The sequence below is a fragment of the Sphingomonas sp. 77B genome, assembly GCF_056497825.1.
Genome location: NZ_JBWMBY010000001.1, coordinates 1,426,866 through 1,453,224, shown reverse-complemented (window position 1 = coordinate 1,453,224; position 26,359 = coordinate 1,426,866). Strand labels below are relative to the sequence as shown.

Genomic DNA, 26,359 nt, shown 5'->3' with positions numbered 1-26,359 from the left:
TGGTGGCGGGCCGGGGGGTGCCGCCACCGCTACCGACAGGCGCGCCAACCCATCGCACCGCGATAGGCCTGGTCCAGATGGAAATGGTCGGCATGCGCAGCATTATAGTCGGGCGACAGCGTCGTCGCGAACAGCTCGCAGGCCCCGTCGCGGACCCGGTGCAGAAATTGCCCGACCGCGCCCTTGTCCCGCCAGTCGCGCACCACGCGGATCTGCCGCCCGTCGCTTAGCCGGAACCCTGCGATATCGACGGCATTGGCGCGCGCATGTTCGCTCCAGTCACCCCCGCTGCGCCCGTTGATGCGGCGGCAATTATAGCTGCCCAGATGGTCGATCGCGACCACCTCGGCCCCCAGCAATTCGCGCGCGGCCGGTTGGACCGCGTTCCATTCCCAGAGCGCAAGCGACGCCGCTACCGGGCAGGATATGCCGAGCGTCGCGGGCCGGTAGCCGATCGACCGGACGCCGCCATCGGCCAGCCGAACCGCATCGTCATAGCCGCATTGGTCCCCCGCCGATCTGGGGGGAAGGGCCGTGTAGCGAATGCCCGCCCGGTCGAGCAGCGCCAGGCATTGCGCCTTGTCCTGCGTCAGGGCGGTCAGCTTGCGCCCGGTAAACAGGCCCACGGGCTGCCCCAGGTCGAGCGGCGCCCACGGCACGTCCTGCGGATTGCGTCGTATCCAGCCCCAGAGCAGTAGTGCAAGCATCGCCAGTCCGGCGATCATGACCAGCGCCGCCGTCCATCGCCGGAGCGCCCGCATCATCCGCGCTCCGCGCTGGCGACCGGCTCGGCGGTGATCGGATAGCCCAGATCGTCGGGGATGCAGATCGACGGTACGCCGTTGCGTTCCGCCCGAAAGGGAATGATCCGACGGATCGGCCAGGCGCGCGCGTCGGCGCAGGCCTCCGCGAAATCGCGATACAGCGCCAGGCGTTCGAGCGTCCGCCGGGTCGGGTAGATGATCCGGATGGCGCCACGATCCGCCTCGGCCAGCGCGGCGCGCGCGGTCGTCCAGATGGCGCGCACCGTCTCGCCGCCATCGATCAGGGGGTGGGCGTCACCGCGTGCGATCGGCGCCAGATAGAAGCGCGCGTCGAACCGTCGCACCGGAACATGCTCGGGGCACCAGCGGGCGAAGGGCGTCAATGCCTGCATGTCGAGTGTGAGGCGATGGTCGCGGAGCGCCTCGGCGAAGGGGCGGCCCGATGCCATGGCGGCGCGCAGGGTGGTCAGCGTCGCGGCGTCGGGCGCGGGAGTCAGGCCAACCGCCAGTCCGACTTCCTCGATCGTCTCGCGGATCGCGGCGATGCGGGCGGCGGCCTCGTCGGCATCGGGCGCATCGGCGGGCACCATGGCATGGTCGCCGGGGTCGACCCGTCCACCGGGAAAGACCATCGCACCGCCCAAAAAGGCCAAGGCCGCGCCGCGTTCGACCATCAGGATTTCGGGCCCGTCGCCGGAGTCTGCGCCTTCGCGCATCAGGATCAACGTGGCGGCGGGGATGGGATCGGGGATCATCGCGCGACCAACGCATAAGCCGCGTCGTCGGGACCGTGTATGGCGATGTCGGACGCGGCGGCGAACATGCTATTTGTCGTCTAGAGCGGGATGACAGAAGAGCAACTCACCCCTCCCCTTCAGAGGAGGGGCCGGGTCGTGTCCGTCAACGTGGTGTAATTTCAGGTGTGCCACCGGGCCGCATCGTTCAGGCGGCCTTGGGTGTAATCTGTAGGGGCGGTACCTCCTCGATCTGTGGTGTGGCGAGAGCGGTCATGCCTTCGATCTGCATGTAGCGGTTCTGGAGCTGGTATTCGTCGTTCTGCTCGAGGAGCACGGCGCCGATGAGGCGGGTGATGCTATCCTCGTTGGGGAAGATGCCGACCACGTCGGCGCGGCGCTTCACCTCCTTGTTCAGCCGTTCCAATGGGTTGGTGGAGTGCAACTTCTCGTGCGATGCTGTTCGGGGAAGGTCATGTAGGCGAGCACGTCGTGCTCGGCGTTGTCCATGCAGGCGCCGAGTTTCGGCCAGCGGGCGCGCAGCTGGTCGGCGACGTGACGCCAGGTCTGGGTGGCTGCGGCATGATCGGGCTGGAGGAAGACCTGCCGGATGGCGGCAGCCACCATGGTGTTCTGGCCCTTGGGCACATGAGCCAGCGCGTTGCGCATGAAGTGGACGCGGCAACGCTGCCAGGTGGCGCCGACGACGCGGGTGATGGCGGCCTTCAAGCCCTCATGCGCATCGGAGATGACCAGCTTCACACCCTTCAGGCCGCGCCGGACGAGGTCGCGCAGGAAGGTCGACCAGAACGGCTCGGCCTCGCTGGGGCCGATGTGCAGGCCGACGATCTCGCGCTTGCCTTCGGTGGTGACGGCGACGGCGATTATGGCTGCCACGCTGACGATGCGGCCGCCCTCGCGCACCTTGAGGTAGGTCGCGTCCAGCCAGAGATACGGCCACTCGCCGGCGAGCGGGCGCTTCAGGAAGGCGTTCACCCGCTCGTCGATGTCCTTGCACAGTTTCGACACGCTCGACTTCGAGATGCCACTCATCCCCATCGCCTGCACCAGATCATCGACGCGCCGCGTGCTGACGCCGGCGATCCAGGCCTCCTGGATGACGCTGACCAGCGCCTTCTCCACCGTCTTGCGGGGTTCGAGGAAGCCGGGGAAATAGGCGCCGGTGCGCAGCTTGGGGATCTTCAGGTTGAGCGTGCCCAGTCGCGTATCCAGGGTGCGGTCGCGGTAGCCATTGCGCCAGGTGCTGCGCTCGCCGGAGCGCTCGTGGCGACCGGCGCCGATGATGAGGCCGTCGACGTCGGCCTCCATGATGATCTGCAACACGCTCTCGGCGACGCTGCGCAGAAAATCGCCGTCTCCGGTCTTCGCCATCAGTTCGGCAAGCGGTAGTCTGTCGTCGGTCATCGGGAAAAACTCCTCGGGTGTTGGTGAAGCTCGACACTTCCACCTTAACCGATGAGCCCGGTGGCCACCGAGACGCCGACGCCGGGGTGGGGCCTCGGCCCCACCCCGGCATACACCGTCATCTACACCGGGAAATTACACCACGACCGCGGACGCTACCAGGGGCCGGGGGTGGGGCGCCTCCGCAGGCGTGCAGTTCGTGGCGAGGCCCCACCCCAACCCCTCCCCTGAAGGGGAGGGGCTTTCATTGGTTCAAGGCAACGTCATCACGGTCTAACCTACAGTCACCCCGCAACTGGAACCTGGTCTCCGCCGGGATGGCGGAGAGGGCGTTTTGCAGGGAGTCCTAAACGGGATTGTCTGTGGACCCGACGACGAGACAGATGGGCGTCAGCCCGCGATTTCGCGCAAGCCGTGGGCGAGGCCCCGCCAAGACCCCATCAGCGGATCAGCCGCCATTGCTGGCTGGCCTGCTGGCCGCACGTCCCCAGGCGTATTGCGGCACCGGCGGCTAGGTTGCCCTTGTTGTCGAGGCAATTGCGGGTCGAGCGATTGCGCAGCATAAACCAGCCGTCACCGCTCGGTATCATCTCCCATTGCTGCGTCAGCGAGGAGGTGGCGGCCGCCATCGTGGCGGCGGCATCACTGCCGTCGCCCGATGCTTCGATCATGCGGCCGTCAGCCAGATTGGCGAGGGTGATGAATCCGTCGGCATAGGTCACGCGCCATTGCTGCGCGCTGCCCGCGACGGAGGCGTCCTGCGTCGGCGCCGAACCCGCGGCGGCGGCCTGCAAAACATTGCTGCTCGATCGGTTCTGAAAGCGTCGGTTGCCCGCGATCGCGGCCGTGGCATCCTCGCCCAGGCCCATATCAAATACCTGTGCACTCACGATCTGCGTGTTGCGCTGCGCTTCGAAGAACTCGTCATCATAATTCAGGCCATAGGGCCAGAAATGCTGTCCGTCGGCATTCAGATAGGCATTGGGGCCATCAAAGGCCTTGATCCGCGCGGTGGTACGAGCGCCGGTGAAGCGGCCGCCGCTGACAAGGCGTCCCCATTCATCGGTCGTGCCCGATCCGAACCAGTGCGCCAGTTCATGCAGGGCGACCCGGCGATTGATCGTCCCGCCGAAGCGGATGGTCCCGCGGTAGCTGGCATCGGCGGTCGGCGTGCCTGCGCTGTAGGACACATAGACATTGCCGGTGAAGGCCCCCAGCGTGTTGCTCTGGCTGACCGCGAAATCCATCGCATCGCGAATGGCGGTCGCCTTGTCGGCAGGAGTGCCGGGGTCGAGCGTATAGCTGAGCGTCCCCAACTCATAGGGCGCGATCGCTGCGCTTGTCGGGGATGGCGATGGCGATGGCGACGGCGACGGCGACGGCGACGGCGAGGGTGACGGTGATGGCGTCGGACGGGGCGATTCCGTCGGAGCCGGAGCAGGCGCATTATCGCCGCCGCACGCCGCCAGCAGCACGATCGGCCCGAGGACCGTCACGGCGTATCGCTTTGTTCGCATCTCAGGTTCAACTTTCCAAACGGGATGGATAATCGCAAGGGGTCTGTCAGGGCGTAAGGATCGGACACCATCCCATGAAATTCGGTACGGCGATGGGATGTGCCGGGGTAAAATAGTCGGCACCGCGCCCGGGGACGCGGTGCCGGAAGATAAGCGTCAGAAGCGGAAGCGGAGACCGACGCCGTAATAGCGGCCTTCGTCGCGCACATCCTGCGCGTATTCGTAACCGTAATTATCTGTCGAGAAGTTGTTGAATGGCTTCGCGAGCAGGTTGGTCGCATCGACGCCGAGCGTGATATCCTTGGTGATGTCGTAGCTCATGGAAAGGTCGAGGCGGCTGATCGGCTTGGTGCGCCATGTGGTCGTACGATTGAGAATATCGACGCCATAGGCCCGGACATAGCCATCGCGCCAGTTGTACGACAGGCGGGCCTGGATGCCGTTGCGTTCGTAGAAGCCGGAAAGATTATAGGTCCAGTCGGACAGGCCGGTGATCTTGACGAGCTTGCCATAGGTGAAGACGCCGGTCTCGGTATTATATTGCGGCTGGCGGTTCTTGCCGTCGATATAGGTGACGTTGGCCTGAACGCCGAGCCCCTTGAGCGCACCGGGCAGGAAGCTGAAGAAGGTCTGGAAGTTCGCCTCGACCCCCTTGATCTTGCCGTCACCCGAGTTTTCCGGCCGGTTGACCTGCATGAACCCGAAGACTGGATCCTGCACATAGCGCGTGAAGTAATCGATGAAGCCGTTGACGTCATGGTTGAACGCCGCGACCGTGACCGATCCCGATTTGGAGAAATAATATTCGAGTGAAACGTCGTAGTTATGCGACGTAAGCGGCCGAAGGTTGGGATTGCCGCCCGAGCCGAAAGCCTCGATGCGCGAATTGGGATCGGTCGGATCGGCCGGCCGGGTGGGATCGCGTACCACCCGCTCGATATAGACCGCCGGATTCAGCGTGCCGAAGTCCGGGCGCGTGCGAGTGAAGGTATAGCCAAAGCGAAGCTGCAGCTTGTCGGTGAACATGATCCGCATGCTCGCATTGGGCAACAGGTCCAGATAATTCTGATGCACCTCTCGCGGGGTCGCCGTGGTGACGGAGCCCACGGTGATGGCCGAGAGCCCCGAGTAGCGGCCTACGGTGTTGACCGCACGCAGGCCGAGGACGCCGTCGATCGCGATCGAACCGACATCGAAGCCATATTTCGCCTGCAAATAGGCCGCATAGCTCTGTTCCTTCGCGTGGAACTGCGAATAGGGGTCCATCGGGACCGTTTCGCTCTGGAACCTGGTGAGTGCTTCCTTGTACCCGTCATCTTTGGGGTTGAGCGCGACCAGCTGCTGAAGCGCCTTGCGCGACAGATCGCGCAATTGGGCTTGGCTGCCGTCCACGCCCTGGAAGGTGGGGACGAGGTAGCTCGTAAAGCCCTGAACCGCCCCGCGGAACGGATTTGGACTCATCGAGAGCTTACCGATCGGCAGGCTGGCAAACGGAATCTTCAACTGCTCGGTATAGGCGTAGCGATTGCCGGTGATGTAATTGGCGTCGCGATTCGTCACACGATAGCCGAACTGAAGCTTGCGCAGCAGCGCTATTTCCGGTTCCAGCGTCAGGTCGGTGCGCCACTGCCAGCCTTTGCCGTTGACCTTGTAATCCTTCTCGAAATAGCCGCGCCAGATATAGTTGGCGGGATTGGAGAAATCATAATCGGGGAAGGAGAAGGCCGCGCCCCCGTCATTGATGAAGTCGACCTTTACCGTGGGCGCCGTGGTCAATGCCGAGTCCAGGCTGTGCTCGGTATTGCGGTAGTTGCTCTTGCTATAGGCGAAATCGGTCGACAGCGTGGCGATGCCGCTGTTCCATTTGCCCCCGGTCGCGATCTGGAACGTGTTGGTGGCATCGCGGTTGGTCGAGCGATAAATGCCGGGGCGATAGCCGCCCGACTTGGTCATGCTCTTGATCTGGGTGGTATTGCCGACCAGCACGACGTCGCTCAGCGTCGGCGCGGTGCCCTGCGTCTGCCCGGGTTGCACCGGCGCACGCCCGCGCAGATCGACGTCGAAATTGTCGGTGACATTCAGGCCGCGATAGCCTTGATAAATGCCTTCCAGATAGATTTCGGCGTTGCTGGCGGGGGCCCATCGGAACGAGAAATTGCCCGACGGACGATAGCGCTTGCCGCTTGGATTGTAGAGGCCGACGCTGTAGGGATGGCGAAGCGGCGTGGTCGCGGGCTTCGGCGTGATGATCGATGCGGGGCTGGTGTCGGTGATATTGGTGCTGTTGTAGCGGATCGCGTTGTGGAATTGCGACTGCGCATAGGTCAGATTGACCAGAAGCCCCATCTCGCCGATGCCGGTGTTCCAACGATCCGACACCAGGATGTTGCCCTGCGGGTCGAACAACCGGCTCTGGTCGTTATATGTGCCGCGCAGGCCGCCCGCGATCTCCCGACCCTTGAAATCGAATGGGCGGCGGGTTCGGACATTGACCAGACCCGCAAGGCCCGGTTCGATCAGGTCCGCGGTGCCCGACTTGTAGATCTCGATCGCGGCCAGTGCCTGAGCAGGGAAGTCCTGAAGCTGGGCGCGCCGCAGCTCAGCGGTGAAGATTTCGCGGCCGTTATACGCGGTGGCGACGTCGGGCAGGCCGCGGATCAACACGCCGCTGACCTCGTCATTGTAGCGCTGCACCTGGACGCCGGCGAGTCGGGCAAGCGTTTCGGCGGCGGTGTCGTCAGGTAGCTTGCCGATATCCTGGGCCACCACGACGTCGATGATCGAGTCGGAGTTCTTCTTCAGCGCGGCCGCGCTTTCCATGCTGCCCCGCAACCCGTTGACCACGATGTCATTGGACTGTTCGGCGGACGATGCATCCTGGCCGGTGTCGGCATCCTTGGATGGCTTCGATTTCTTGTCTTCACTCGCCCCGCTGCCCGCCTGATCCGACGTTTCCGTCCCGGCAGGTTTCGCAGCAGGCCCGTCACTCGCATGTGCCCCGGGATATCCCGCAGCCTGCGCCTGCGCAGGCATGATGAGCAGCGCTATATGGGCTGCTGACAGCATCAATATGTGGCGCTTCATCGCCCCCCCTTCCCCGATTGTGCTGCCAGCCTCATTGCCGTCCAGTGCAGAAAATGTCAGACAAGAGTGGCTTTTGAGTCAATGAATTGTGACAAAATATATAAATAATTTTTTATGCATGTGTATTTTATACAACATACCATTTATAATGCTTGAGCGATCCAAACTGAAGTGGTCAAGGTGAGTTATCTATAACCACTTGAAAAAAAGTCGTATATTTCTATACTCTAGCGTTATTTTCTGGAGGCCACTCTTCAAAATACAACAAGGCATTAGCTCCTCCTTTGGCGCAGAAGCCAAAAGAGGTGAGCGGATGCCAACGGAAGCCAAAGATTTCAGGCAATTGCCATACCATTTGTCAGTCAATAAAGCTGGCAAAACAGGGTGGTTTCAGAATGTGGATTGCCGCCCAATGCTGGACGCGGGGCAGCGCCGACGACCCGCCCGTCAGGGCGACTCGATGCGCTGCTTCGTCTTGCCCGGGCAGGCCATGGCCGGTGTCGGCGGTCGAACGGAGCGGCGTCCGTTGATCGAATGCCAAATAGGGGGCCCCTGGTCCATCATCCGTCCCGACCTGGCATGGCCTTCACCGGCAGCTTGGTCGCGGCGCCGGGCATCATCGCAGATGCTCGACGACGGCGGCGATATCATCTTCCTGATGACCCTGTCGGGCCGCCGTGTGGAAATGGGATATCGCAGGGGCGGCCATCCGCGATTCGATGCCCATTTCCTTCATGGTCCGTTCGGCATAGCCCAGGTCCTTGGCCATCAACGGAATGAGGAATTGCGGGGTGTAGACACGCTGAATCATCCGGTCGCCGACCGCATTCACCAAGGGGCTGCCCGGCGCACCCGTGCCGATCAACCGAAACGCCGCCTCGACATCCAGGCCGCTGCGCTCGATCGCGACCATGGCTTCGGCCAGCGCGGCAACCTGCACGCCGCACAGGAAATTGTTTATCAGCTTCAGCATCGCGCCGCTGCCGCTGGGGCCGAGATAGATCGTCTCCGAGCCCAGTACGTCGAACACCGATTGTGCCTTGGCGACGCTTGCCGCCTCACCGCCGACGAGAAAGCGCAACGTGCCGGACGCGGCCTGCACACGACTTCCCGTCACGGGGGCGTCGAGCAACGAAATGCCATGAGCCGCGGCCTCGTCGAAGAGCTTGCCGATCCAGCCATGGGTCAGCGTGCTGCATTCGACCGCGATCGTGCCCGGCCGCATCGCGGCGAAGGCACCATTTTCGCCCAGCCAGACCTGCCGCGAGGCATCGTCGTCGGCCACCATGGCGATGACCAGGTCGGCCTGCGCCGCCGCATCCGCCGGTGTCGGCGCGATCACCGCACCGGCGTCCGCCAGCGGCGCCGCGCGCGCTGCATTGCGGTTCCACACCGTGACCGGCATGCCCTGTTCGAGCAGGCGGCTGGCCATGCCCGATCCCATGATCCCGGTGCCCAGAATAGCGATTTTCATCATCACTCGATCACCTCGAACTTGGCCAGTGCCGCTTCGTCGATCGTCAGACCCAGGCCCGGCACATCGTCATCGAGATCGATGAACCCGTCCTTGGCGACCGGCTCGCCCTGGAAGATGTACCAGAACAGTTCGTTGCCGACCTCGACGTCGACGGGCGGGAAATATTCGGCGATCGGCGAATTCAGGCTGGCCATCACCACATGATAATTGTGCATCTGCCCGGCATGCGGCACGACCGGGATCGAATAAGCCTCCGCCAGCGCCTGGATCTTGCGCGCGGCGGTGATGCCCCCGACCCGGTTGGTGTCGAACTGAATGTAATCGAGGGCCCGTGCCTCGATCATCTGGCGGAAGCCATAGCTGGTGAATTCATGCTCGCCCGCCGCGATCGGCGTGCTGCCGAACCGGCGCAGCTCGTGATAGCCGTGCACGTCGTCGGGAATGATCGCCTCCTCCAGCCAGCGCAGGTTGAAGGGTTCCAGCAGGCGCATCATCCGCTTTGCGTAATCCAGGCTCCAGCCCATGTACGCGTCGGCCATGATGTCGATCTCGTCGCCCACCGTCTCGCGGACGGTGCGGACCAGATCGATGTTGCGGGCCATGCCCTCGGCCCCGTCGGTCGGCCCCCAGCCGAAGCGCAGCTTCATCGCGCCATAGCCTTCGCCCTTGTAGCGGCTCGCCTCGGCCGCCAGCTCCTCGAGCGCGATCGAATAGAGGCGGCTGGCATAGACCGGGATGCGCGGCTTGGTCCGCCCCCCCATCAGGCGATAGCAGGGCTGCTTCGCCGCTTTTCCCATCAGGTCCCACAGCGCGATGTCGATCGCCGAGATGGCGACGATCGCCACGCCCTTGCGCCCGAACGCCATGGTCTTGCGGTACATGTGCTGCCACAGGAACTCGGTGTCCCAGGGATTCTGGCCGATCAGCAGCGGCGCCAGATACTGGTCTATCATCTGCTTGGTGATGCGCGGCGACAGCGCCGCATTGCCGATGCCCACCAGACCCTGATCGGTGAAGATCTCGACGATCAGCCAGCCGTGGAAGGTAAAGGTCGCCATCGTCTCGCGCGTCATCATCGGCGCGACCAGGTCCATCGGATTGGTGCAGAAATGCGGGGGCAGGGGCTGGGTCTCGCCACGCCATTCCACGACGCGGGTACGGACTTCGGTGATCTTCACGAATGAACCTTTCGGGTGAAATCGAGACGGTGGATGACGGGAATCGTGGCGCAGATCAGCGCGAACGCGGTGACGTGGAGCAGCGCGGCGACGACGAGGACGGGGGTGTAGCCAAGCCCGGCGTCGAGCGCCCAGCCTGCCGCCTGGCCCATGACGATGCCGCCGAACGCGCCGCCCATGCCGACCAGTCCGGCAAGGCGGCCGAGCGCGCTGCGCGGCACCAGGTCGGTCGGCAGGGTCATCACCAGTGTCGACCAGCTCTGCTGCCCGAAAAAGGCCAGGCTGAAGAGGAACAGCACCGCCGGGATCGATTGGGTCAGGGGGACCAGCATCACCCAGGGCATCATCGCCGCGCTGATCGCCAGTGCGATCTTGCGCGCGGCATTGACCGAGCGGCCGCCCGCCAGCAGCCTGCTCGACAGCCAGCCGCCCAGCAGGCTGCCGACGCCCGAGGCGGCATAGGGGATCCAGCCGATCGTCGCGGCCTGCTTCAGGTCAAAGCCATGCGCCTCGAACAGATATTTGGGCAGCCAGAACAGGTAGAAATACCATGCCCCGTCGCTGAGGAACTTGGCGCCGACGACGCCCGCCACCTCGCGCCGACGCAGCAGCGCGCGCAGCGTCGGCGCGTCGCTTGCATCGACGTGCGTCTCGCGGGGGACGGCCGGGGTGCGATAGCGGGCGAACCACCACGCCGACCATGCCAGCCCCATCGCCCCGGTCAGGAAGAACACCCAGCGCCAGCTGGCCAGGCCGAACCAGCCGACCCTGGCGAGGATCAGTGCGATCAGGGGCGGTGCCACGACCGCGCCGACCGCCGTCCCGGCATTGACCAGGCCGATCGCCGCCGCCCGGTCGCGCGGGCCAAACCATTCGGCGACGGCGCGGGTCGCGGCGGGAAAGCCGCCGCCCTCGCCGATTCCGAGCAGCAACCGGCTGGCGGCCAAGGCCACCACGCCGCCCGCCAGGCCGTGGCTGGCGCAGGCGAGCGACCAGAAGATCATGATGACCAGGAAGCCGCGGCGCGTGCCGATCCGGTCGAGCAGCCAGCCGCCGCCCAGATACATCAGCCCATAGGTCGCGAGGAACGCGCTATCGAGGAACGCCTTCGTCTGGTTGCCGATCGGGATGTCAGCCTCGATGAACTTGATCGCCCAGGGCAGCGTCTGCCGGTCGAGATAGCTGATCGCGATCGCGGCCGCGATCAGCAGCGCAATGCCCCAGCGCCCCGCCAGCGCGACGCCCGACGCAGGACGGTCAACGGCCATCGATCACCAGCAGCGCGACGCCCTGTCGCGGCAGGGCGACGGTGAAGGACCGCCCGCCGCGCGTCGAACCCGTCGCGGCGACCGTCTCCTCGTGCATGACCGAGGCGGCCTCCAACTGCTTATATTGCTTGTCGTTGGGCGACTGGGGCGATCCCATGCGCTGCCACGCGGTGAAGGCGTTGGCGTGGTCGCCATCGACCCGCCACAGCGTCGCCGACGCCGCCTTCGTCCCCGCAATGTCGAGCTTCACCTGCGCGACCGGCCCAGCCACGTCGTCGTCGTGGTAATGCCACAGCAGCACGGCGATCCGTCCATCGGGCGTCCGCGTCGCCAGCGTGCCGATATCGGCCGATCCCCGCACGCCGTCCTTCATGATCGTGTCGAGCGGGATCTGCGCGTTGCTGGTCGCGGCGATCCGCTTTGGTCCCATCTTGGCGAACAGGCGGAACACGTTGAGCACCGGCAGGTCGACCCCGTTGGTCGACAGCTGGCGATAGCCGGCGAACCAGGGCTGATTCTCGAACTCGAACGCCCAGGACAACACGCCGTCCAGATTGACCCGCCGCCGCACCGCCAGGTCCCAGATCCGCGCGAAGCTGGCCGCGGTGTAGCTGGAATACATGGTGCCGTTGCGATAGGCGTTCTCGGGGCCGGGACAGGCGGCGCAGCCCTCCGGATCGCTTTCGCCGATCACCACCGCCTTGTTCGCCAGCGAGGGGATCGAGGTCACCTTGCCGAAGCCACGATCGACTTCCCGAAGCTGGGTGGCGATCCCCATGCGCACATGGCCGTCGACGAACTCCGGCTGCCCCTTGGCATGGAAGGCGAGGAAGTCGGTGGGCGTGCCCGTCTGGCCGGTGGCATAATTGGTGCCGCTGGACACATGCTTCAGAAAGGCGTCCATGAACTCGCCGCCCGAGCCCGCCGTGTCGGGCCCGCCCACCCTGGCGGTCGGCAGGGCGCGGCGGACTCCGTCGATGGCGTAATCGTGCAGCTTGAAGAAATCCTCGCGCGACGCTTCCCAATAAGCGCCGTTCGGTTCGTTCCAGACCTCGAAATACCAGCGCTCGACCTCGGCCCGGCCATAGCGTTCGATATTGTGCCGGGTCCATTGATAGACCAGCTCGCGCCACTTGTCGTAGCTCTTGGGCGGATAGGCCCAGCCCGAGATGATCTGGTGATAGGCGAAGCCCGGCCGCCAGCTGTGCTGATAGGGCGTTCCGGCGGGCGCGGTCGTCATCGCCTCCGGCATGAAGCCGATCTGGAGGTAGGGCCGAACGCCGCGCGCCAGATAGGTGTCGATGATCCGGTCGACCGTCGTCCAGTCATAGACGGGGTTGCCGTTTTTGTCCTCGGTATAGACGTTGGTGCTGCCCCATTTGAAGGCGGGCGTGCCGTCGCCGGTGTTGAGCAGGTTGTGCGCGCGGAAATAGACCTCCCCCTCGCGCAGCTTGCCCAATTCGACCAGCAGCTTGCGGCCGTCCTTCATCGTCGCATAATTCAGCTCGTCCGCGCCGAAGAAGCGCCAGACCGGCGGCAGCGCGCCGACCGGCTTGCCCGCGTCGACCGTGACCGTCACGTCGCGCACCGCCGCTTGCTGGGTCGTCGTTGCGGCAGGGCGGGGGGGTGCGGACTGCGCAGCGGCGGGCGATCCTGCCAGCATGGCGGCAGTCATTGCCGTCATGGTCGCGAAACGGGACATCGGGTCTCTCCTCCAAACGCGTATCGAGTCGTCTTCGCGCCAGAGGCGACCGTCGCACCGCCGCGCAGCCGTTCCTCGCGGTCGGGCAGGAGGCCGTGCCTCGGGTCATGCGACAGCGCATGGCGGGGGGCTGCACCGCTGCTGGCCGACGCTCCCCCCTTTGCGCCTGCCCCAGCCTTGATTCGAAATCTTGTACGACCAGATTGCACAAACTTTACTGCGGAACGCAACACCAAAATCTCAATCTTGAAAACTGGTCGCACAAGATTGGTGATTAAGGGGGTTGACGGAATGGCGGCCGCGCGGTCCAATTGCGCCATGGTCGAAGACGACATCTTCTTGGAAATTCCCTCGCACCGTCCGGTCGGCATCCGCAGCGGCATCGCGCATGACCTGGGGGTCGCGATCGTGAGCGGGCGGATGGCGCCAGGTACGCCGTTGCTCAGCGAAGAGCGGTTCAGTGCCGAAAACAATGTGTCGCGCGGGGCCTATCGCGAGGCGATCCGGGTACTCGCCGCCAAGGGGCTGGTGCAGAACCGGGTGAAGAGCAGCACGCTGGTGACTGAGCGCAGTCGCTGGAGCATGCTCGATCTGGACGTGCTCGGCTGGATGTTCGAAGCCGGTCCCGACCCCGAGTTCATTCGCGGCATCTTCGAACTACGCAGCATCGTCGAGCCCTCGGCGGCGGCACTGGCGGCCAGGCGGCGGACCAGTCGCCAACTTGCCCAGATGGGGCACGCGCTGGAGGAGATGGGGCGTCACGGCTTGCTGACCACGGAGGGGCGCGCCGCGGACAAGACGTTCCATCTGCTGATCCTGGAGGCGACCCGCAACGAACCGCTGGTGACGTTGTCGAATTCGATTGCGGCCGCGATCGAATGGACCACCCGCTTCGCGCGGGACGAGGGCAAGCAGAACCGTGATCCCATGCCCGACCACCATGCCGTGTACGAGGCGTTCGTTGCCGGAAACGGCGCGGCGGCGGCGGCGGCCATGTCGGTTCTGGTCGACAACGCGTTTGCCGACACCGGCATCTACGTCCCCGAAGACCCCGTTCCGTTCATGTCCTGATGGGACGCGCAGGCGGTGGCGATCGTCGATCCCGCCCGCTCCGGCGCCCACTCATCCCCTTATAGAAAGGCTCCATCTTGTATCGTACGGTCATGACCGGCTTGACGCCGCTGCTGCTGCTCGGGTGCAACGCCTCGCCTTCGTCGCAGCAACCGTCGGCAAAGGATTTGCCGCCGCCGGTCAATTACGGATCGGTGCAGGCCAAGAAGGTGAAGCCCTTCAAGATCAAGCCGGTCGCGACGTTCGATTCCCCATGGGCGCTGGCCTTCCTGCCCGACCAACGGATGCTGGTGACCGAAAAGCCCGGACACCTTTGGGTGGTGACCGCCACCGGCCAGAAGACGCCGGTCGGCGGCGTGCCGACCGTGCATTTCGAAGGGCAGGGCGGTCTGTTGTTCGTCGCGACGTCGCCCGCTTTCGCGCAGGATCGACAAGTCTACCTGACCTATTCCGAGCCGGGCGAAGGTGGTGACGGGCTGGCGCTCGCCCGCGCGACGCTCGATCTGACGGGCGCGCAGCCGATGCTTCGCAATCTGCAGGTCATTTGGCGCCAGTTGCCGCGCGGTGCGGGCGGCCAGTTCGGCGGCTATATCGCGTTCTCGCCCGATGGCCGCTACCTGTTCCTGACATCGGGCGAGCGTCAGCGCTTCACCCCCGCGCAAGACCCCGACCAGGCATTGGGCAAGATCCTGCGCCTGACCCTCGACGGCAAGCCTGCCCCCGGCAATCCGGGTGCCGGAAAGGTCGGCGGGACCAGCATCGGGCTGATCGATCCATCGGAGAATTCGGGATCGGCCGCCAAGGCGCCGGTTCGCACCGTCAAGATTCCGGCTCCCAATCTGACACCGGCCGAAACATGGTCCACCGGCCACCGCAATCCCTATGGCCTGGCCTTCGACGCCGAGGGGCGGTTGTGGGAAACCGAAATGGGGCCGCAGGGCGGGGACGAACTGAACCTGATCGAGCCTGGGCGCAATTATGGCTGGCCCGTCGTGTCGTACGGCAAGAATTATGACGACACCCCGATCCCCTCGCATGCCGGGAACCGCAAGTTCCAGGAGCCCGCCCTGTACTGGACGCCGGTGATCGCACCGGCGGGGCTGACATTCTATAACGGCCGCATGTTCCCCGAATGGCAGGGATCGGCCTTTGTCGGTGGACTGGCCTCCACCTCGTTGAGCCGAATCGCGTTTGACAATGGCGTACCCCGTGAAGCCGATCGGTGGGATATGGGCGCGCGTATCCGTGCGGTCATGGCCGGGCCGGATGGCGCCCTATGGGTATTGGAAGATGGCTCGGGCGGTCGCCTGCTCCGATTGACGTCGCAGCGCGCGGGCTGACCCGCATCCGGCAGGCTATTGCAGGTCGTTCCGACGGTCTTCGCCCGTAACGCGGGCGGGGGCCGTTCGGATCGCGTATAACGGCCATTGATGAAATGACCGATCGAAAGACTGCGGCACCAACTAAATGATCGGGGTTATATAAGAGGCGATCGCAAAAGGATCTGTCTCTTTAAATGGGCGGCTGGTGGAGCTGAGGGGAATCGAACCCCTGACCTCTGCAGTGCGATTGCAGCGCTCTCCCATCTGAGCTACAGCCCCGCCGCGTATCCCGACCATGGTCGGGAGCGACGCCATTAGCCGGTGATCGGGGGCGACGCAACACCGCTTTGCGGGCTATCCTCAAAAAAATTCCGCGGCTTTCGGCCTTCCGCATCACTCCATCCGTCGCGGCTGGCGCGCCGCCAACGGAACATGTCCGTTCGTGCCTCATTGAAACGCTCGGAAGGTACGACCCGCCGGACGAGCGGCGTCGGCCCCCGCAGGATCGAATTTCAGGAGGGTTTAGGATGGCTTACGACCGCTATTCCCGCGACGCCAATCGTGGCGACCGCGACTTCGACTATGGCCGGGATTATGGCTCGGGGCGCGACTACACCTATTCCAGCGCTCGCGACTATGAAGCCGCCGGTGCGTTCGACGACGACCGCAATGACAGCCGCAACGACAGCCGTCGCGGCTATGGTGGGCGCGATTATGGCAACCAGGGCTATGGCCGTCAGGGCTATGACCGCGACAGCTATGGCGCGTCGCGTCAGGATTTCGGTCGCCAGGAGTTTGGCGGCCGCCAGAACGAAGGCCGTTACGGCGAAGGCCGCTCGGGCCAGTACGGCGCCTATCGTGGCGGCGAGACCCGCTATGATCGCGACTCCGGCCGTGAAACCTATCGTGGTGCGTCGAGCTATGGCGATTCATCGCGTGGCTACGGCTATACCGGCGACCGCTACGGCCGGGACGACCGCCAGGGTCGCGGTGATTATGGCCGCAGCGACTATGGTCGTTCGGGCTATGACCGCTCGGACTATGGTCGTCAGCAGCAGTCGGGCCGCGACTATGGCCGCCAGCCGCAGGGCTATGACTATGAGGATCGCGGCTTCTTCGCCCGCGCCGGGGACGAAGTCCGTTCGTGGTTCGGTGACGAGGAGGCGGAACGCCGCCGCGAAGCCGATGCGCGCATGGACGAGCGTTACTACGCCCAGCAGGACCATGACTATAATCACTGGCGCTCGGGCCAGATCGCCGCGCTCGACCGCGATTATGACGAATATCGCAGCGAGAACCGCACCAAGTTCCAGAACGAGTTCTCGAGCTGGCGCACCGAGCGCGAAGGCCAGCGCGGCCTTCTGCCCAAGGTGAAGGAGCACCAGGAAGTCGTCGGTTCGGACGGCAGCCATGTCGGCACCGTCGACAAGGTGCGCGGCGACCGCATCCTGCTGACCAAGAACGACAAGGATGCGGGCGGCCAGCACCATTCGATCCCGTCGCGCTGGCTGAAGTCGGTTGAGGACAAGGTCACGCTGACCAAGACCGCCGAGGAGGCCAAGGCCCAGTGGCGGGACGAGGAAAATGCGCGCGCCATGTTCGGCGATCGCACCAATGAGAATGACCGTTACGGTCAGGCGAACCGCTATTCGCAAAGCGGTGGCCAGGCCAGCGGCCAGACGAGCGGTTACGGCCAGAGTGCGACTGGTACGACCGGCTCCACCCAGAACACCACCGGGACCGCCACCGGCAGCACGGCAACGACCGGCACGACGACGGGCACCACCGGCACGACCTCGGACACCAATCGGGGTTACTGATAAAGAAAAACGTCACGAATGAGTGACTTTTCTTGGAGGGCTCGGGTGGATTTCACCCGGGCCCTTTCCCATGTCCGCTCCCACGCAAGAAAAGGATATGATGATGAAGGCTTGGACCTTGGCGGCCCGCCCCAAGGGCACCCCCGTCGACGGTGACTTCGCGCTGGTCGAGCGCGACCTGCCCGCGCTGAACGAGGGCGAGGTGCGGGTCGCCAATCGCTGGCTGTCGGTCGACCCCTATATGCGCGGTCGGATGAACGACACGAAAAGCTATGTCCCGCCCTTCCAGCTTGGCGAGCCGATGCAGGGCGGCGCGATCGGCGAAGTGGTCGAGAGCCGCGCCGACAACATCCCGGTCGGTACACTGGTCAGCCACATGGCGGGATGGCGCGACGAGGCGGTGCTGCCCGCCGCGCATGTCCAGCCGCTGCCCGATCTGGGCGTCGACCCCCAGGCCTATCTGGGCCAGTTCGGCATGCCCGGCATGACCGCTTATTACGGCCTGCTCCAGGTGGCTGAGGCCAAGCCGGGCGACACGGTGTTCGTCTCGGCGGCGGCCGGGGCGGTCGGCTCCACGGTGGTGCAGATCGCCAAGGCCAAGGGCATGACCGTCATCGGTTCGGCCGGTGGCGCGGAAAAATGCGACTGGGTGCGCTCGCTCGGCGCGGATGCGGTGATCGATTATAAGGGCGGCAAGTCGGTGGTCGACGCCCTGGGCGAGGCTGCGCCCGATGGCATCGACGTTTATTTCGACAATGTCGGCGGCGATCACCTCGATGCGGCACTGGCTCATGCCAAGCCGGGTGCGCGCTTTGCGATTTGCGGCATGATCGACGTGTATAACGACGCCAAGCCGACGAGCCTGAAATATCTCGCGCGGCTGATCGGCAATCGCGTGCGGATCCAGGGGTTCATCGTATCGGACTTCAAAGGTCAGCAGGACTTCTACCGTGACATGGCCGGGATGCTGAAGGACGGCCAGCTCAAGCGCGAGGAGACGGTGTTCGAGGGATTGGACCGGACGCCGGAAGCATTCCTGGCGCTGTTCACCGGCGGCAACAAGGGCAAGATGCTGGTGAAGTTGTAAGGCGAGGCCCCTTTTGCTTCCCTCCCGCAGGCGGGAGGGGCTGTGCGTCGAGCGATATCGCCTGAGGCTTGCCCTCCCCCCGACCCCCTCCCGCTTGCGGGAGGGGGAGCGTTCTTGGCGACTTTAGGTATGTCGTAGGCTGGCGACGGAAAGCCGGTTGTTTGCAACCCACTCCGGCGCGTCCCTTCTTACTCCCCTCCCGCAGGCGGGAGGGGTTGGGGGAGGGCAAGGCCGCAGGTGGTAGTCTCGGTGAGACCCCCGACCGACCCCCTCCCGCTTGCAGGAGGGGGAGCGGTTCCCGCTTAGATCGCGCCCGAAAACGTATCGCACTGGGCGGGATCGCCCGTTTCCATGCCCTTACGCAGCCAGCGCATCCGCTGTTCGGACGTGCCGTGGGTGAAGCTGTCCGGCACGACGCGGCCGGTTGCCTCACGCTGAAGCGTGTCGTCACCGATGGCGCGGGCGGCGGTCATGCCTTCCTCGACATCGCCGGGTTCCAGCCGGTCGCGATTCTTGGCGGCCCAGACGCCCGCATAGCAATCCGCCTGCAGTTCCAGCCGTACCGACAGGGCATTGCCCTCCGCCTGTCCCGCCGCCTGTTGCGCCTGACGCACCTTGTCCGACGTGCCGAGCAGCGTCTGGATATGATGCCCGAACTCATGCGCGACGACATAATAGCGCGCGAAATCGCCCTTCGCACCGAAGCGGTTGGCCAGCTCGTTGAAGAAATTGGTGTCGAGATAGATCTTGCGATCGGTCGGGCAATAGAAGGGGCCGACCGCCGACTGCGCCACGCCGCAACCCGACTGGACGCTGTTCGCATCCGGCTTGAAGAAGCGAAGGCCCGGCGCCTCGAAACGCTGTCCGGACTCCGCGAAAATCTTTTCCCAGGTGTTGTCGGCATTGCTGAACGCGCGACAGGTGTCGCGGCGTTCCGGCGAGGCCTCGCAAATCTGGCGGACGCTCTGGCCAGAGGAGGAGTCGGCCGATCGGGTGACGGGTGCGTTGCCGCTGCCGCCGCCGGTCAGCAGGCCCAGCGGGTTCATGCCCACGACCGCGAGAATGATAAGCACGACGACGATGCCGCCGCAGCCGAAGCGGCTGCCGATCAACGGCAACAGCCCGAACAACAGTCCGCCGCCGCCACCGCCAAAGCCGCCGCCGCCACTCTGCGCCTCGCCGACATCGATGTCGTTGTCATAATCGTCGAGCCGCATCGTCTCACCCCTTTGTCATGATGCCCGCCTATGCGGGTCTTCGGCGCAAGGTTGAACCCGCAAGGCCGTCCTGCGGTTGCACGGGTCGGCATCTGATCGCATGGTGTGATGCACAACACAGGAGAATGGCATGTTCCTGAAGGGCAAGACGGCGGTGATCTCGGGCTCCACCTCGGGCATCGGCCTGGCCTATGCCAAGGCGCTGGCGGCGGAGGGCGCGGCAGTCGTGCTGAACGGTTTCGGCGAGGCGGAGGCGATCGAGGCGAACCGCGCCGCGCTGGCACAGGCCAGCGGTGCGGCGGCGCTCTACGACCCGGCGGACATGACCCAACCCGATCAGATCGCGGCGATGATCGAGCGGGCGGCGAAGGAAACAGGCTCCGTCGATATCGTCATCAACAATGCCGGTATCCAGCACGTCGCCCCGATCACCGAGTTTCCGGTCGAGAAATGGGATGCGATCATCGCGATCAACCTGTCCTCGGCATGGCACATGATGCGCGCGGCGATCCCGCACATGCGGGCCAGGGGCTGGGGGCGGATCATCACCACCGCCTCGGCGCACAGCCTGGTCGCGAGCCCCAACAAGTCCGCCTATGTCGCGGCCAAGCATGGCGTGGTCGGCATCACCAAGACCGTGGCGCTGGAGGTGGCGACCGACGGCATCACCGCCAACTGCATTTCGCCCGGCTATGTCTGGACACCGCTGGTCGAGAACCAGATTCCCGACACGATGAAGGCACGGGGCCTCAGCCGCGAGCAGGTGATCGACGACGTGCTGCTGAAGGCACAGCCGACCAAGGAGTTCGTGACCATCGAGCAGGTCGCGGCGCTGGCGCTGTTCCTCTGCCGTGACGAAGCGAAGTCGATCACCGGCGCGAACCTGTCGGTCGATGGCGGCTGGACCGCGCAATGAGGTGGCCGCTGGTCCTGATCGGCACGATGCTGGCGGCGGGCGGCGTGGTCGCCGTCCAGGCGCAGCGGGTCGAACAGGCGAATGACTGGCGGCTGGCGGCGACCGAGGATGACCGCGTCCGCCTGCGTGGCTGGCGCACGGCCTGGATCAAGGGACTGACCCAGGCGCGGGCAGGCGGGGCCGCCAGCGATATCGCGGCACTGGGCCAGTTGGCCGATCCCGACTATTCGCTTGCCGACCCGCAACTGCCCGACGGCGATTATCGCTGTCGCACGGTCAAGCTGGGCTCCCAGGGACGTGCGACACTGACCTATGTCGCCTATCCCTATTTCCGCTGCCGCGTGACGGGCGGCGGCCAGCAACTGACCAAGATCGATGGGTCACAGCGCCTGACCGGGCGCATCTATCCCGACACCGACGCGCGCAGCATCTTTCTGGGCACGATGATCCTGGGGGACGAGGAGCGGTCCTACGCCTATGGGCGCGACCGGGCCCGCGACATGGCGGGTGTGGTGGAACGGATCGATCCGACGCACTGGCGGATCGCCTTCCCGTTTCCGGCTTATGAGTCGGTGGTCGACATACTCGAACTGGCGCCCGTCACGGGCTGAGTCGGCGCGGGCGACGGAGCGACAGGCGCGGCAGGCAGCGGCGGTAGCGAAGCAAGATATTCCTTGCCATGCTGGCCGATCACCGTGACCCGGTCGGCATTGGCCTGCGCCACCGCCTTCAGATAGGACCGCGGCTTCTTCATCAGCTCGGGATGATCGAGCCCGACCAGTCCGATCCGTCGCGCCGCTTCCTGCACGAAATGCACGCAGTTGCGCTGGTTCAGATTGTAATGCGAGTCCCCCGTCTTCTCGTCCCATGCCGCGACCAGTGCCAGTATGTCGGCATATTGCACGTCGGTCATCACGTAGGAGAACTGCGCGTCGCTGGTCGAGATGTAGAAGGGTTTGGAGATGTCCAGCCGACCCTTCACCGTACCCATCAACAGCGCGGGGGATACGGATCGGGCGGTGAAGCCGTAATTGGCATCCACCGGCTGGCCGGTGGCGTCCACGGTGCCGCGCAGCGAGAAGAAGGCGTGCGGGAAGCTGTTGCCCAGCTCATGGCTCCAGAAGGTGATTGTGACCGCCGCCTGGGCGGGGAGCGCAAAGGTCAGCGCCAGGAGCAGGGCAGCCGCGAATCGCAGGAGCTTGGTCATGATCGCCTCATAACCTATGTTGAGCGGCGGGCGCAGCCGCATTCTCTCGCTTTTCCGGGCGGATATAGATGGATGACAGGCTGGGCACAGCCTGTCGAAGATCGTCTTCCAGGAGTTCGATCATCGTCTCCGCCACGCCCATGGGCAGGCTGTCGACGAAATCGGCGCTGATCGCGGCAAAGATGCTGTCGGGCGCGGTGTGGATCGTGCGGACATGGTTGACGTGCGTGATCCAGGGGCGCGCGGCGACGATCTCGCGGATCGTCTCCACCACCTCCGGGTCGGCGCGTTCGCCGATCAGCAGCCCCTTGGCCTCGCGCGCCAGCAGGATCGCGACGGCCCCCAGCACGAGGCCGATCAGGATCGACGCGACCCCGTCGATCCGCGCATCGCCGGTCGCATGGGACAGCCAGACGCCCAGCGCCGCGATGACAAGACCCGCCAGCGCGGCCGAATCCTCGAACAGGACGATAAAGCCCGGCGGGTCCTTGGAATCATGGATTGCCCGCCACCAGCCGCTATCCCCCTTGGCGCGCGAAAACTCCCGCACCGCGATGGTCCAGCTCGCGCCCTCCAGAGCGAAGGCGATGGCCAGCACGATATAGTTGACGGTCGGATCACGCAGCGGCTCGGGCGCCTTGATGTGCAGCCAGCCCTCATAGATCGAGATGCCGGAGCCCAGCGCGAAGATCAGGATCGCGACGACGAATGCCCAGAAATACAGCTCGCGCCCATAGCCGAAGGGATGGACCGCATCTGGCCCGCGCTTGGCGCGCTTCTGGCCATAGAGCAGCAGGATCTGGTTGCCGCTGTCGACCACCGAATGTACGCCCTCGGTCAGCATCGAGGACGATCCGGTGATCCCGGCGGCGACGAACTTGGCGACGCCGATGCCGAGATTGGCCGCCAGCGCGCCGTACAGGACGATATTCTCGCGAATGCGCGCGGTCAGGCCGGTGTCTGGCATGGCCGGTACAGCGTGCGATCGGGCTGGTTGTTCCGTGGGGCTAACGAAGCCGTCTGGCAGAGCTATGGGCGTGCACTTCGACTACGCTCAGTGCGAACGGATTGGGGGGACTTTCCCCAACTTCCGTTCAGCCTGAGCGAAGTCGAAGGCCAAGGGATTGCCTCAGGATGCGATCCGCCCCAGCCGGTGGTACAGATGCGCGAACTTGATCGAGCGGGGATCGTCGGCGACGCGCTTGACGTGCTCGGCGATCGCTTCCTTCATTAGGGCGAAGTCCTCGGTGGAGAAGACGGCGCGGCTGCGTTGCGGTTCGGTCGGCATGGCATATTCTCCTTCGTTATGGGTGTCAGGCGGCCCGGACGAACTGGGCGGCTTCGGTGGATTCGGCGAGCGCGGTGGTCGAGCTGTCGCCGCCCGCGACCATCTGCGCGATCAGGTCGAAATAGCCGGTGCCCACCTCGCGCTGGTGGCGGGTCGCGGTATAGCCATGGGGCTCGGCGGCGAACTCCGCCTGTTGCAGCTCGGAATAGGCCGCCATGCCCCGGTCGCGATATCCGCGTGCCAGCTCGAACATCCCGTAATTCAGCTGGTGGAACCCGGCGAGCGTGACGAACTGGAACTTGTACCCCATCGCCCCGATCTCGCGCTGGAACCGGGCGATATCGTCGCGGTCCAGATTGGCCTCCCAGTTGAAGCTGGGCGAGCAATTATAGGCCAGCATCTTGTTCGGATGCTCGCGCCGGATCGCTTCGGCGAAGCGGCGCGCGTCCGCCAGGTTGGGCTTCGAGGTCTCCCACCACAACAGGTCGGCATGGGGGGCGAAGGCCAGGCCGCGCTTGATACAATGGTCGACGCCGGTCCCCGGCTTCAGGCGGAAGAACCCTTCCGCCGTCCGCTCGCCGGTCAGGAATTCATGATCCCGCTCGTCGACGTCCGAGGTGATGAGCCGGGCGCTTTCGGCATCGGTGCGCGCGCAGATCACGGTCGGTACGCCCGCCACATCCGCCGCCAGCCGCGCCGCATCCAGGTTGCGGATGTGCGCCGCCGTGGGGATCAGGACCTTGCCGCCCAGATGGCCGCACTTCTTTTCCGAGGCGAGCTGATCCTCGAAATGCACACCCGCCGCGCCAGCCGCGATATAGGCCTTCATGATCTCATGGCAGTTGAGCGGCCCGCCGAACCCGGCTTCGGCATCGGCGACGATGGGGGCGAACCAGTCACGCGTCGCGCCGCCCTCCGAATGCTCGATCTGGTCGGCGCGCGCCAGCGTCGCGTTGATCTTGCGTGCCAGTTCCGGCCCGGCATTGGCGGGGTAGAGCGACTGGTCGGGATACATCTGCCCGGCGGTGTTGGCGTCCGCCGCGACCTGCCAGCCCGACAGATAGATCGCCTTCAGCCCGGCGCGGACCATCTGCATCGCCTGGTTGCCCGACAGTGCGCCGAGTGCCGGGACATAATCCTCGGACTGGAGCAGCTCCCACAATTTCAGCGCGCCACGCCGGGCCAGCGTATGCTCTACCGTGATCGAGCCGCGCAGTCGCGCGACGTCGGCGGGAGTGTAGGGACGGGCGATGCCGTCGAACCGCCCGGCGGGGGCGGGGATCAGATCCTGGAAGCTCGGCATCGCGTCATCCTTTACAATGTGACTGTTCGTGACCGAGAGATTGCCGGAAACGGTATGGGTGCAGAAGGTGTTGCTGGTGTCCGACAGCGTCGCTTCGTCTGTAATCCGCCGACCATTTTTGTCTGGATGTAAATAATTGACAGTCGGTGGAGCGCAGCGCAGCCTCTGTCATGAGGAGAGCGGCGATGAGCGGAGCCAAGGTGATCGCGGGCCATGCCGTGCGGCGGTTGCGCCGGCAGAATGGCCTGTCGCAGGCGGCGATGGCCGAGATGCTGGACATCTCGCCCAGCTATCTGAACCTGATCGAGCGCAACCAGCGGCCGGTGTCGGCGGCGTTGCTGGTGCGGTTGGTCGAGACGTTCGACTTCGATCCGCGCGCCCTGACCAGCGATGCGCCCGGCGGCGGCGCGGCGGCGATGCGGCGGCGGCTGGCCGATCCGCTGTTCGCCGATCTGGAGATCGACCGCACCGAGCTGGAGGAATGGCTGGCGGCGGCGCCGGGTGGAGCGGAGGCGTTTGCGCGCGCCTTCGACCGATTGGCGGGGGCGGGCGGGGACGCGGCGAACACTCCGGCCACGCCCGATCCGACGCTGTCCGTCCGGCGCGAGATCGAGCGGTGGCGCAACCACTTTCCCGATCTCGACGCCGCCGCCGAGACGCTGGCGGACGAATTACGGCTGGCGGCGGGCGACCTGTACGGCGCGTTGGCGGAGCGGTTGCGGGTGCGCCACGCCCTGTCGATCCGGGTGCTGCCGATCAACATCCTGCCCGACCGGCTCGTCCGGCTGGACCTCCATGCCCGGCAATTGCAGCTGTCCGAGATGCTGGAGGCCCCCGCACGCGTCTTCGCGCTGGCGGTGCAACTCGCCCAGTCCGAGGCGCGCAGCGAGATCGAGGCGCTGGCACGCGGCGCGGCCTTTGGCGACCGGATCGCGGAGCGGCTGTTCCGACGCTATCTCGCGCAATATTTCGCCGCCGCCATCGTCATGCCCTATGCCCGTTTCCTGCGTGCGTGCGAGGCGACCGGCTATGACCTGCCCGTGCTGCAACGGCGGTTCGGCGTGTCGTTCGAGCAGCTGGCGCACCGGCTGACGACCCTCAATCGGGTCGGCGCGCGGGGCCTGCCCTTTTTCCTGATGCGGGTCGACCGCGCAGGACAAGTCTCGAAGCGGTTGGCGGGCGCGGCCGATCCCGGTCTGGTCGAGGCAGAGGGGCTGTGCCCGCTGATGAACGTCTTTTACGCCTTCGACCGGAGCGGCGATCCCTTGGTCCAGACCGTGGCGATGCCCGATGGCCAGCGCTTCGTCACCCTGACGCAGGCAACGTCGCGGGCGGGGCGGACACTGTCGGGCATCGCGGGGCGGTTCGCGGTGATGCTGGGGGTGACGGCGGATCTCGCGGGCCAGCTGGCGGCGATCCGGGGACAGGATCCGGTGAGCGGGACAGCGGTGCCGGTCGGCCCGGGCTGTCGCCGTTGTCTGCGGGCCGAATGTCCGCAGCGTTCGTATCCGCCGATCGGCCGCGCGGTGCTGGTGAATGAACGGGAGCGCGGCGTGACGGCGTGGAATTTCGTCGGAGACTGACGTTCCGGCAAAGCGCCGAGCCGATCAGGCGACGCTCTCTCCGATCAGCCGGATGATATCATGCCCCGTATAGGGCTTGGGCACGAACAGCACACCGTCGGGAAGCTCATCGGCGACATGCAGCTGCTCGCCCGATGTGACGATGATCGTCACATGTGGATGGGTCTGGTGCACTCTGGCCGCCAGCGCGGCGCCGTCGATCGATCCGGGCATCGCGACATCGGTGAAGATGGCGCGGATTTCGGGGTGCCGATCCAGGGCCAGCAACGCCTGGTCGGCGCTGTCGGCCTGGATCACCACATAACCCGCATCCTCGAACGCAAATTGGACGTGCATCAGCAAAAGCTGCTGGTCTTCGACGATTAATATGGTCGGAGGCTTCATATGACGTGCATT

General features: G+C 65.2%; 21 protein-coding genes, 1 tRNA gene and 1 pseudogene. 7 read left to right on the top strand and 16 right to left on the bottom strand.

Annotated elements, in window-relative coordinates; genetic code table 11:
* Positions 1 to 29 precede the first annotated feature (29 nt).
* From AC1GI4_RS06710 to AC1GI4_RS06670, 9 genes and pseudogenes are all read right to left on the bottom strand, one after another.
* Positions 30 to 761 (bottom strand): extensin-like domain-containing protein, encoded by a 732-nt coding sequence (locus tag AC1GI4_RS06710; RefSeq protein ID WP_479630365.1) that lies wholly within the window; start codon positions 759 to 761, stop codon positions 30 to 32.
* Positions 761 to 1,519, bottom strand: a complete 759-nt coding sequence (locus AC1GI4_RS06705) for an NUDIX hydrolase (protein WP_294268978.1) — start codon at positions 1,517 to 1,519, stop codon at positions 761 to 763. Before AC1GI4_RS06705 ends, AC1GI4_RS06710 begins: the two co-directional genes overlap by 1 nt.
* 187 nt (positions 1,520 to 1,706) lie before the next feature.
* A pseudogene (locus AC1GI4_RS06700) lies at positions 1,707 to 2,923 on the bottom strand (IS256 family transposase).
* 440 nt (positions 2,924 to 3,363) lie between these two features.
* A complete protein-coding gene (locus tag AC1GI4_RS06695; protein WP_479629021.1) occupies positions 3,364 to 4,440 on the bottom strand; it encodes an RICIN domain-containing protein in 1,077 nt (358 codons plus the stop codon).
* Between the two features lie 156 nt (positions 4,441 to 4,596).
* Positions 4,597 to 7,524 carry a TonB-dependent receptor gene (locus tag AC1GI4_RS06690; protein ID WP_479629020.1) on the bottom strand — a complete coding sequence of 976 codons (2,928 nt, stop codon included), beginning with the start codon at positions 7,522 to 7,524 and terminating at the stop codon, positions 4,597 to 4,599.
* Between the two features lie 616 nt (positions 7,525 to 8,140).
* Positions 8,141 to 9,001, bottom strand: a complete 861-nt coding sequence (locus tag AC1GI4_RS06685; RefSeq protein ID WP_433909914.1) for an NAD(P)-dependent oxidoreductase — start codon at positions 8,999 to 9,001, stop codon at positions 8,141 to 8,143.
* Positions 9,001 to 10,179: an L-rhamnonate dehydratase gene (locus AC1GI4_RS06680; RefSeq protein ID WP_479629019.1), complete on the bottom strand. Its 1,179-nt coding sequence runs from the start codon at positions 10,177 to 10,179 to the stop codon at positions 9,001 to 9,003. The genes AC1GI4_RS06685 and AC1GI4_RS06680 overlap by 1 nt, the downstream gene beginning before the upstream one ends.
* Positions 10,176 to 11,447 (bottom strand): MFS transporter, encoded by a 1,272-nt coding sequence (locus tag AC1GI4_RS06675; RefSeq protein ID WP_433909916.1) that lies wholly within the window; start codon positions 11,445 to 11,447, stop codon positions 10,176 to 10,178. Before AC1GI4_RS06675 ends, AC1GI4_RS06680 begins: the two co-directional genes overlap by 4 nt.
* Positions 11,437 to 13,149 (bottom strand): GH39 family glycosyl hydrolase, encoded by a 1,713-nt coding sequence (locus AC1GI4_RS06670; protein ID WP_479629018.1) that lies wholly within the window; start codon positions 13,147 to 13,149, stop codon positions 11,437 to 11,439. The genes AC1GI4_RS06675 and AC1GI4_RS06670 overlap by 11 nt, the downstream gene beginning before the upstream one ends.
* Positions 13,150 to 13,467: 318 nt before the next feature.
* On the opposite strand from AC1GI4_RS06670, the gene AC1GI4_RS06665 reads away from it, so the two are divergent.
* Both AC1GI4_RS06665 and AC1GI4_RS06660 read left to right on the top strand, forming a co-directional pair.
* Positions 13,468 to 14,220: a FadR/GntR family transcriptional regulator gene (locus AC1GI4_RS06665; protein WP_294269004.1), complete on the top strand. Its 753-nt coding sequence runs from the start codon at positions 13,468 to 13,470 to the stop codon at positions 14,218 to 14,220.
* Positions 14,221 to 14,312: 92 nt separating this feature from the next.
* Positions 14,313 to 15,560 (top strand): PQQ-dependent sugar dehydrogenase, encoded by a 1,248-nt coding sequence (locus tag AC1GI4_RS06660; protein ID WP_479629017.1) that lies wholly within the window; start codon positions 14,313 to 14,315, stop codon positions 15,558 to 15,560.
* Between the two features lie 185 nt (positions 15,561 to 15,745).
* Here the strand turns inward: AC1GI4_RS06660 and AC1GI4_RS06655 are convergent.
* Positions 15,746 to 15,821: transfer RNA gene (locus AC1GI4_RS06655), tRNA-Ala, on the bottom strand.
* 248 nt (positions 15,822 to 16,069) lie between these two features.
* Between AC1GI4_RS06655 and AC1GI4_RS06650 the strand changes: the two genes are divergently transcribed.
* A complete protein-coding gene (locus tag AC1GI4_RS06650; RefSeq protein ID WP_479629016.1) occupies positions 16,070 to 17,362 on the top strand; it encodes a DUF2171 domain-containing protein in 1,293 nt (430 codons plus the stop codon).
* A 100-nt stretch (positions 17,363 to 17,462) separates the two neighbouring features.
* A complete protein-coding gene (locus tag AC1GI4_RS06645; RefSeq protein ID WP_479630364.1) occupies positions 17,463 to 18,449 on the top strand; it encodes an NADP-dependent oxidoreductase in 987 nt (328 codons plus the stop codon).
* Positions 18,450 to 18,751: 302 nt separating this feature from the next.
* Here AC1GI4_RS06645 and ypfJ read toward each other — a convergent pair whose 3' ends face one another.
* Positions 18,752 to 19,666, bottom strand: a complete 915-nt coding sequence (ypfJ, locus tag AC1GI4_RS06640; RefSeq protein ID WP_479629015.1) for a KPN_02809 family neutral zinc metallopeptidase — start codon at positions 19,664 to 19,666, stop codon at positions 18,752 to 18,754.
* 130 nt (positions 19,667 to 19,796) lie between these two features.
* On the opposite strand from ypfJ, the gene AC1GI4_RS06635 reads away from it, so the two are divergent.
* Together AC1GI4_RS06635 and AC1GI4_RS06630 are read left to right on the top strand one after the other, a co-directional pair.
* On the top strand, positions 19,797 to 20,582 hold the full coding sequence (locus tag AC1GI4_RS06635; protein WP_294269018.1) for a 3-hydroxybutyrate dehydrogenase: 786 nt from the start codon (positions 19,797 to 19,799) through the stop codon (positions 20,580 to 20,582).
* Positions 20,579 to 21,193: a DUF4893 domain-containing protein gene (locus tag AC1GI4_RS06630; RefSeq protein WP_479629014.1), complete on the top strand. Its 615-nt coding sequence runs from the start codon at positions 20,579 to 20,581 to the stop codon at positions 21,191 to 21,193. Before AC1GI4_RS06635 ends, AC1GI4_RS06630 begins: the two co-directional genes overlap by 4 nt.
* On the opposite strand, the gene AC1GI4_RS06625 is transcribed toward AC1GI4_RS06630, so the two are convergent.
* From AC1GI4_RS06625 to aceA, 4 genes are all read right to left on the bottom strand, one after another.
* Positions 21,145 to 21,789, bottom strand: coding sequence for a hypothetical protein (locus tag AC1GI4_RS06625; protein ID WP_479629013.1), 645 nt, complete (start codon positions 21,787 to 21,789; stop codon positions 21,145 to 21,147). The genes AC1GI4_RS06630 and AC1GI4_RS06625 overlap by 49 nt on opposite strands.
* A 7-nt stretch (positions 21,790 to 21,796) precedes the next feature.
* Positions 21,797 to 22,756, bottom strand: a complete 960-nt coding sequence (locus AC1GI4_RS06620) for a cation diffusion facilitator family transporter (protein ID WP_479629012.1) — start codon at positions 22,754 to 22,756, stop codon at positions 21,797 to 21,799.
* Positions 22,757 to 22,918: 162 nt separating this feature from the next.
* Positions 22,919 to 23,077: a hypothetical protein gene (locus AC1GI4_RS06615; RefSeq protein WP_167345467.1), complete on the bottom strand. Its 159-nt coding sequence runs from the start codon at positions 23,075 to 23,077 to the stop codon at positions 22,919 to 22,921.
* 25 nt (positions 23,078 to 23,102) lie between these two features.
* Complete coding sequence (aceA, locus tag AC1GI4_RS06610; RefSeq protein ID WP_479629011.1) at positions 23,103 to 24,380, bottom strand: isocitrate lyase; 1,278 nt, start codon at positions 24,378 to 24,380, stop codon at positions 23,103 to 23,105.
* Between the two features lie 185 nt (positions 24,381 to 24,565).
* Here aceA and AC1GI4_RS06605 point away from each other — a divergent pair, with 185 nt between their 5' ends.
* On the top strand, positions 24,566 to 25,963 hold the full coding sequence (locus tag AC1GI4_RS06605) for a helix-turn-helix domain-containing protein (protein ID WP_479629010.1): 1,398 nt from the start codon (positions 24,566 to 24,568) through the stop codon (positions 25,961 to 25,963).
* A 24-nt stretch (positions 25,964 to 25,987) separates the two neighbouring features.
* Here the strand turns inward: AC1GI4_RS06605 and AC1GI4_RS06600 are convergent, their stop codons facing one another.
* Complete coding sequence (locus AC1GI4_RS06600) at positions 25,988 to 26,347, bottom strand: response regulator (RefSeq protein WP_433909927.1); 360 nt, start codon at positions 26,345 to 26,347, stop codon at positions 25,988 to 25,990.
* Positions 26,348 to 26,359: the final 12 nt, after the last annotated feature.